9 protein-coding genes are annotated in these 7928 nt (G+C 67.7%); 6 read left to right on the top strand and 3 right to left on the bottom strand.

All coding sequences use genetic code 11. The features are described from left to right. Positions 1-446 precede the first annotated feature (446 nt). The 4 genes from FH969_RS14040 to FH969_RS14025 all read left to right on the top strand — a co-directional run bounded on the left by FH969_RS14040 (position 447) and on the right by FH969_RS14025 (position 4491). Positions 447-1292: a hypothetical protein gene (locus FH969_RS14040; RefSeq protein ID WP_139987785.1), complete on the top strand. Its 846-nt coding sequence runs from the start codon at positions 447-449 to the stop codon at positions 1290-1292. A gap of 290 nt (positions 1293-1582) precedes the next feature. Continuing rightward, positions 1583-2014: a hypothetical protein gene (locus FH969_RS14035; RefSeq protein ID WP_108718643.1), complete on the top strand. Its 432-nt coding sequence runs from the start codon at positions 1583-1585 to the stop codon at positions 2012-2014. Between the two features lie 45 nt (positions 2015-2059). Then, positions 2060-2722 (top strand): peptidoglycan-binding domain-containing protein, encoded by a 663-nt coding sequence (locus FH969_RS14030; protein WP_139987783.1) that lies wholly within the window; start codon positions 2060-2062, stop codon positions 2720-2722. A gap of 218 nt (positions 2723-2940) precedes the next feature. Continuing rightward, on the top strand, positions 2941-4491 hold the full coding sequence (locus tag FH969_RS14025; RefSeq protein ID WP_139987781.1) for a glycoside hydrolase domain-containing protein: 1551 nt from the start codon (positions 2941-2943) through the stop codon (positions 4489-4491). Positions 4492-4496: 5 nt separating this feature from the next. On the opposite strand, the gene FH969_RS14020 is transcribed toward FH969_RS14025, so the two are convergent. Continuing rightward, on the bottom strand, positions 4497-4937 hold the full coding sequence (locus FH969_RS14020; RefSeq protein WP_108718646.1) for a hypothetical protein: 441 nt from the start codon (positions 4935-4937) through the stop codon (positions 4497-4499). Between the two features lie 294 nt (positions 4938-5231). Between FH969_RS14020 and FH969_RS14015 the strand changes: the two genes are divergently transcribed. Both FH969_RS14015 and FH969_RS14010 read left to right on the top strand, forming a co-directional pair. Then, positions 5232-5525, top strand: coding sequence for a hypothetical protein (locus FH969_RS14015; protein ID WP_108718647.1), 294 nt, complete (start codon positions 5232-5234; stop codon positions 5523-5525). Positions 5526-5548: 23 nt separating this feature from the next. Then, on the top strand, positions 5549-5746 hold the full coding sequence (locus FH969_RS14010) for a hypothetical protein (RefSeq protein ID WP_108718648.1): 198 nt from the start codon (positions 5549-5551) through the stop codon (positions 5744-5746). Between the two features lie 21 nt (positions 5747-5767). Here the strand turns inward: FH969_RS14010 and istB are convergent, their stop codons facing one another. Then, entirely contained in the window at positions 5768-6562 is a 795-nt protein-coding gene (gene istB / locus FH969_RS14005; RefSeq protein WP_139987779.1) for an IS21-like element helper ATPase IstB, read from the bottom strand. Continuing rightward, positions 6563-7834 carry an IS21 family transposase gene (istA, locus tag FH969_RS14000; RefSeq protein WP_139987777.1) on the bottom strand — a complete coding sequence of 424 codons (1272 nt, stop codon included), beginning with the start codon at positions 7832-7834 and terminating at the stop codon, positions 6563-6565. Between the last annotated feature and the right edge of the window lie 94 nt (positions 7835-7928).

The raw sequence follows: 7928 nt of genomic DNA, 5'->3' as shown, positions 1-7928 counted from the left end.
ACGATCCGGTTCAAGTCGTTGTCCGGTCACGCTCAGACCGAGGCCGTCGAGTCGAGCGAAGGCGGTCAGGTCAGGGCGGCCGAAGCCGGCCGGCGGGGTAGCGTCGGACACGTCGAGGTCTTTCGGATGGATGGCGTAGGAACCTCCATCGTCGGGAGACCTCGACGTCTATCTGCGGACCGACGCGCTCGGCCGACCTACACCCTCATCTGGGAAGAGCCTTCAAACCCCGTCTCACCGACCTCTTGCGCGTCGCGGATAGGGTCCGTCAAGTTCCACGTCGGGCGGCCAGTGCCCGTCACCGCGCGTCCGAGCGCCCCGACGAGGCCCGTCTCGAAGCCAATCCGCTGACAGGAAGAAGATCGCGTGGCACGATCGAAGAAGCAGTCGCAACACGAAGGCGCACCGCTGCGTCCTGCGGGGCGCCACGGTGTTACGGAGGACTCGTGCGCACTTGGCAGAAGGCCCCAGTAGTCTGTGCGATCGCCCTTGCGGTCGTACTCGGCACGGTGGGGAGTTCCGCTCCCCCGCCAAAAGATCCGGCCCTCGAACCCACGCTTCTTGAGGAGGTGGCTTCGGACTTCCCCAATGCGATCGAGGTACTGCGCACCCCGGAAGTGAACGAAGCGCTCCAGGACGAGGACGTGCGACTCGCCGTTGAAGAGACGCTCCAGAGCGCTCTCAACGCTCCAGAGGGATCCTCCGTCTCGTGGACGTGGGTGCCACTCGAAGACATCGAGTGGGCAGGGCCCATCGATGACTGGATGCCCACGATCGAGCCGGACGAGTCTGACTTTCAGCAGATTGACCGCTCACAGGTCGAGGCCATCGACTCGACACTCACTGCCCTGTCAGAGGTCGTCACCCCCCTCTCCGTCGGAACGTGCTCCAGCGTCTACTGGTACCGAGTTCTCTGGACACAGGCTTTCGACAGCAATGTTCGAGCATCGTGTTACGCCGCTGTCGGGGACAACCAGACCAGTATCACGGCCACAGGGACGATCCCGGGTTATAGCGCCGCCGCAGGTGTGTGCCCCGCCAAGACAAGAGGACGGGTCTGGTGGTCGAACACGGGCTACTGGACCCCTCGGTGGTCTGCCTGGCGGGGCCCGGTGTCGTCATCGACGACCTGCTACTACTTCTCCGACATCCCGAGCCCGATCATCATCACCGTTGTCCAGCTCTCCAGTTGTGGACTGAGTGTGTGCCCGGCCTCGGCCCCGCTGTCAACGCAGAACGAGAGCCTCTGGGGCGCCCCCGAAAGAGGGACAGCATCTTGGTCGGGGCAGTGACGCGTCCTCTCGGCCTGTTGCCCTCGCGACAAGGGCTAGGAGCGCGCCCACTTGTCCTCGTCGCGCTCGGCGGTCTGGTGGCGATCGTTGCCTCGGGCTGCAGCTCGCTCCCACCTGGCGAGGGTAGTTCCGATCCCGCTCCGGGCGGAACACCGGAGGTGACCGCCTCCGGGCCCGATGCGGACCGGGCGAGTGCCGACACGGACGGCCTGACCCCCGGACGAGCACCCGCCGACACTGGGGAGGTGCCGACCGTCTCGACACTCTTCAAACAAGCGCGAGAAGGCGGCATGGTCGATCTCGATGACAAGGATGCCGAGCGGTTCGCCGCCCTCGTCCTGCCCGGCGACCCGTTCCCCGATCTCGCCACGATCGGGGTGCTGACCAAGGACGCGCTCCCGGACCTGCAATACTGGGGCGGAGGGTACGAGGATCCCTCCGGCCTGGGCTTCACCTTCCGCGTCACCTACTCGGACACCCCACTGACCCACACTCCACTGGGCGCCCAGGCCGCTGACCGCTCACCGCTTCCAGACGGCTCGACCGTCCTGGTGAGCGAACCCGGATGGGGAATGACCGCAGAAGCGCTGACACCTGACGCCCACTGCCTCGCTGCCGTCCTGGCCTACCCCGCCGTCGAGCCCCCGCCAGCCTTCCCCGAGGGCTACGACTCCTACCTCACCGAGACCCTCCTGGAGCGTCTCGCCACCATCGCCTGCTAGCCCAGACCAGTCACGACGCTCGGGTGTTCTCGGAAGGAGGCGAAAGTGGCAGTGGACCTCAGGGTTCTTGAAGCGCAGGAGTGGGTCAACGACACCTACAGAGGAAAGCCGGGGTTCGTCGACGCGCCGGAGAACGGGCAGACTGGCTGGTCCACGATGTACGCGCTGACTCGAGCACTCCAGATCGAGTTGGGCGTCGCACCGCCCTCCAACGCCTTCGGGCCAGGCACAACCGCCGCAGTGTCCGCGATCTCCCCGATCGCGACCGGAAGCGGTGCACCGGTCAACGTCGTCAAGATCCTTCAGTGCGCGATGTGGTGCAAGGGCTACAGCGCCGGCAACATCGACGGCGACTTCGGTGCTCTCCTCACCGCTGCGGTGCGCAACGTCCAGACCGATCTCGGCGTCGCTTCCAGGCCCGGGTTCGGGACCGTAGACGCCAAGCTCTTCCGAACCCTGCTGACCATGGACGCCTACATCCGAGTCGGCGCGGGAACGGTCGAGATCCGCTCCATCCAGCAGTGGCTCAATGCGACCTACATCGGCCGGCTCAACTTTCAGTACCTTCCGACCGATGGCCGCTTCTCGCGCGGTGTCCAGACCGGGCTGCTGTACGCCCTGCAGTTCGAACTCGGCCTCAACGATGCGACCCGAACGGCGCCTTCGGGCCCACCACCAGAGCGCTCCTGTCCGCCCGCCCGCCCCTAGTCGTCGGTACGGTCGACGGCGTCACCAAGTTCGTCCATCTGTTCCAGGCCGCGCTGACCTTCAACGGGTACCCCGTCTTCTTCGACGGGAACTTCGGGCCGGCCTCTTCAACCGAGACGAGCACCTTCCAGGACTTCGCCGCACTCCAGGTCACCGGCACGGGCAACTACCAGACCTGGGCAGAGCTCCTCGTCTCCACCGGCGACCCCACCCGGCCCGTGACCGCCATCGACACAGCGACTCCGCTGATCCTGGCCTCACAGCCGGACAACGACACGATCGACGCCGCGCCGATGGCGGCGTCGCTGGTAGCGCAGGGGTACACGATCGCAGGTCGCTACCTGGTGAACGCACCCGGTGGGACGCTCGACAAACGGATGCGGGTGGACGAGTTGGCCATGGTCTCGGCCGCTGGGATGGGCGTCGTCCCCTTCTTCCAGACCACCGGCTCGGCTTCCTCCTACTTCACACGTGCTCGCGGCCTGACCGACGGAGCTACGGCGATCGAAGCGGCTCGCGCGCTCGGGTTCGGCAACTCGACGATCATCTACTTCGCAGTCGACTTCGACGCAACGGACGACCAGATCGCCTCCAACGTCGTGCCCTACTTCGAAGGCGTCCGTGACGCGCTCGCGGGGAGTGAGTTCCGCCTCGGCGCCTACGGCACCCGCAACGTCTGCACGACCCTGTCCGACCTCGCCCTCGCGACTGCCAGCTACGTAGCGGGGCTCTCGAGCGGATGGTCGGGCAATCTCGGCTTCCCCCTGCCTCGGGACTGGGCCTTCAACCAGATCCAGGAAACCACAGCGAGCGTGAGCAACGGTACCGGGATCGTGTCATTGGGCCTCGACCGTGTCGCCTCGTCAGGCCGTAGTGACGGAGCTCGGGTCAGCCAGGCCTTCACCCGTTCGCTGGCGCGTCTGCAAGCGCTGGCGAACTCGTGGTCGGCCTCGACCGGGCAGGACCCCTCTGCCTTGATGAGTTACCCGTTCCGGCAGGGCCGCTACGAGGGCCTGAACTGGGGACTTCTTGCTGGCCCTGTGGACGACTCCTTCGTCGACGACGCCCGAGCCCAGATGGTCGAGCCGGGCTCATGGCCGCTCGCGTTGCGCTACGACGACCCGGGAGGCAGCAAGGCGGCCTACAGCCCGCACCTAATGGCGACTCTGGGCGCCTTGGTGCACCAGGGCATGCCTCCACTCCCCGGTGTGGTCACACTCGCGGACGTCGGGGGATGGCTGGGGGACCTGTGGACGGCGACGGGAGAGTACCTGAGACAGAGTCGCGAGAACGGCCTTCCCCAGACCTACCAAGCCGCTTACGACTGGGCTTTCACGAGGATCGGCCAGGCTCCCGGGAGCGCCCCGGGCCTGGCCGCCTCGTTCGACCGCCTCGACCTGCACCAGGACCTCGACGCGTTCAATGCCCGGGGGCGCCAGGTCGACACAGGCAGTGACGTTGCCGCCGCCGTGGCCTGGGCGCTGCAGACGGTCAACGTCAACGGGCTGGCCTGGCGGTACGAGGCCTTCATCGTCCGACGGTTCGGCAGCTCGACCATCACGATGTCCAACGCCATGTCCATGGCCCTGACGCTGTCCCCGGACACCCCAGAGAACCTCGCGCTCTCGGCCGCCCGTATGGAACTGATCCGCGAAGGGGCAGATCGGGACTACTCCTACAGTGACCTCACCGAGGGTGAGGCCCGGGGCATCGGGCACGGACTGTCCGCAATCATCGCCTCACGCGCAGGGCGCAATCCGGTCCCCTGAGCCGGTCAGGGCGCAAGAGTGGCCGTCGCCGTCGGGTACCCGTGGGTTGTGGAGTACACGACGACCTTGATGAGGTCGATGTCCTGCGTGAGCAAGCCGACATCCACGGCGCTCTCGCGCAGCTCATCCCATGCGCTCTCCGCATACACGGACGTGGCAGGCCCCTCCATCTCAAGGGTCACGGTCAGGGTCACCGGCCCCTCGGCTCCCGCGAAGCCGTTGTCGCCCGACGTGGCCCCGGCTAGGTGAAGGCCCCCGGCCAAGGGCAGGTCACCGTTGGCCCGAAGGAAGGCTGAACTCGCAGTGTCAGGCCGAGAGCTGAGCAGGTTCGGCACCGCGAAGCCGACGAGCGCACCCAGCCCCGCACACAGAACGAGCGCCACCGTGATTCTGAGGAGTATCCCGCGCCCCTTGGGCTCCTGAATGCTCGTCGCAGGATTGTCCACAGGCTCACGCTAGCGGCGCCGAGCGAGCAGGGCTCCCCTGCGCCGTGGACCATCTGTGCAGGCTCTGAGCGGGTCTTGGTGTCCTCGGGGAGACCGCCCGAGTCGTTGACTCCCGTCTTGTCCGCACGACGAAGAACGCCGACCGGGCCATTGTGGAGCGATGGGACGACCAAGCCTGGGCCCGCCGTCAGCGCCTCGAACGTTCTTCCGCTCTCCCGCCCACATCACCTGGTGCAGGGGCGCATGTGCCGCATGGTCCCGGGTAGGTAGAACTTCGAGCGGAAGTAGAACGACATGAACAGCAACCTCTCCGGCGGGTGGAGCACCTTCTGGAACGGCCTGGCCGGCTCCGGCGGCTTCGGCACCCTGATGACGGTCCTGAGCATCGTGGCGGCGGTGTTCATCGTCTTCGTCATCGTCAAGATGATCTTCGCCAAGTTCCGGGGTCGCAACGAGGGTCTGGGCAGCCTGGGCTGGGCGCTCCTGGTCGCCGCGATCATCGTCATGCCGAGCGTCGTGATCCCGCTGTTCCTGCGGATCGTGGACGCCATCATCAACATGATCGGTGGGATCGCCTCCGGCGTCTGAGCCCAGGGGCGAGGAGACCGACGATGCCGCACGAGGACGAGGTTCACGTCCCGGCCCTCTACATGCTGACCGCCATCACGGGCCGTCGGCGTAACGAGGGCCGGGAGATCGTGTCCAAGTCGGGCATCGTCATCGACCGCAGGTTCTTCCACCTCGCACTCATGGGCACCATGTGTCAACGTCGGACTGGAACTGACCCCGTGTCGTCGGACTGGAAGTGACCCCCCGACGTGCTCGTTGGTCTACTTGTCGCGGTCCTTGGTGAGGAGTTCGCGGCGGGCTCGGGTGCGGTAGGACTCGCCGGCGAGGGTGAGGACCTCGGCGTGGTGGACGAGGCGGTCGATCATCGCGGCGGCGACGACCTCGTCGCCGAAGACCTCGCCCCAGCGTCCGAACGGCAGGTTGCTGGTGACGAGGATGGAGCCGGTCTCGTAGCGGGACGCGACGAGTTGGAAGAACAGGTTCGCGGCGTCGGTGTCGAACGGGATGTAGCCGACCTCGTCGATGATGATCAGCTTGTAGCGGCGGATCTTCTTCAGCTCGGCCTCCAGGGCGCCGCCGTGGTGGGCGCGGGCGAGGCGGTCGATCCAGTTCGTCGCGGTGTCGAACAGCACTGACCAACCCGACTGCGCGGCCTTGATGCCCAGGCCGATCGCGAGGTGGGTCTTTCCCAGGCCGGGTGGGCCGAGCAGGATCACGTTCTCGGCCTTGGGCACGAACGTGGCGGTGGCCAGGTGCGCGAGCACGTCCTTCCTGAGGGAGGGCAGGTGCTCGAGGTTGAAGTCCTCCAGCGTCTTGATCGCGGGGAAGTGCGCGGTGCGGATCCGCATCGTGGTCCCGGCGGACTCCCGGTCGGCGACCTGGCGTTCCAGGACCGCGGCGAGGTATTCCTCGTGCGACCAGTTCGCCTCCCGCGCCTGCTCGGCGAGCGTGTCCCAGGTTCGCCCGATCGTCGGGGTCTTCAAGACCCGGGTCAGGTAGGCGAGCTTGGAGGCGAGCTGGTCGCCGACCGGTCTGGTGTTCGCGATGGTGGTCATCTACTTCCCTTCAGCGGTCACCGCTCCGGAGCCGGGGCGGGGGTCGAAGTCGACGCCGAACAGGGCGTCGTAGTCCGGCAGTGCCCGGATCGCCACGACGTGCCCGTCGCCGTGGGTGCGGGTCGAGCGCTGCTGGCGACGGGCGGCCAGGTCGTGGCGCAGCAGCTTCGCGGTGGCTCGGTGCTCGGGGTCGGTGATCGTGCGCGCGTGCCCCCAGTCACGGGCGTGGTCGGCCACGACCTGCCCCGCGCAGGTCGCCACGACCCGTGCCGGGGTGGCCACGACTCCGACGAACCGGCCGATGGCCCGCGGGTCGACGGAGTAGTCGTTGCCGTCGATGCGCACGTAGTAGTCCCGGCCCAGCCGAACCCGGTGCGTGAGCCCGATCGCCGGTGCGAGCGGGGGCAGTGCGACCATCGCCGCCCGGTCGGCGGCCCACCGCTGGGCCGGGCTGACCGACCCGATCGAGCGCAGCACCCGTGTGTTCGCCCGCGTCGCCAGCCAGTCGCCGATCTGGTCGGTGAAGTCCAGCGGCGAGGTGAAGGTCCGGCCGGGCAGGAACGAGGTCTCGAAGAACCCGTTGCGCCGCTCGACCAGGCCTTTGAACTCCGGGTCCCGGGGCGGGGCGAGCTTGAGCCGGACCCCGATCGTCCCGGCGAAGCTCGCCGCCTCGATCGTGGGCTTGCCCGTGCCGCCGATGGCCGCCTCCCGGTCCCAGACCAACGTCCGCGGGCAGGCGCCCCATCCGGCCAGGATCTGCCACATCCCGGCCAGGATGTCTCCGGCCTTGCGCGAGGGGATCATGACCGCGTCCGTGACCCGCGAGTACCCGCACGTCATCGCCAGCACCGGCAGGATCCGCTCGGCCCCGCCACCGACCGGGATCGGCTGCGGCGGGAACCACAGATCGCACTGGGCGACCTCGCCGGGGTCGTACTCGACCCGGTCGGCCGGGTCCGGCGGCACGAACAACGGCCGTAGCTCCCGGACCCGGTCCTTCAGGATCGTCAGCGACCGCGTCCACCCGATCCGCTCCGCGATCACCGTCGCCGGCATCCGCGGGAACTCCGCGAGCAGCGCCCGGATCTGCGGCTCGACCGCATCGACCGCCGAGCCCCGCGGACCACGCTCGCGCGACGGCGGCGCCCCGGCCCGCAACGCCGCCCTGACCGCGTTGCGCGCCAACCCCAGCCGGCGCGCGATCTCCTTGATCGGAACACCCTCGGCTCGGTGCAGCCGACGGATCTCAGCCCAGTCTTCCAGTGCGATCACCCCTCCAGCGTGAAGCGCCCCGGGTTCGGTGGAGGCTCTCAACTCACGGAGGATGAGAGTCATGGCAGCACCGAAGAAGTACCCGGACGAGTTG

It is taken from the genome of Miniimonas arenae (assembly GCF_006351005.1).
In the GTDB taxonomy this organism is placed as follows: domain Bacteria; phylum Actinomycetota; class Actinomycetes; order Actinomycetales; family Beutenbergiaceae; genus Miniimonas; species Miniimonas arenae.
The sequence above is the reverse complement of the archived record's forward strand: the minus strand, read 5'-3'. Positions and strand labels throughout refer to the sequence as shown.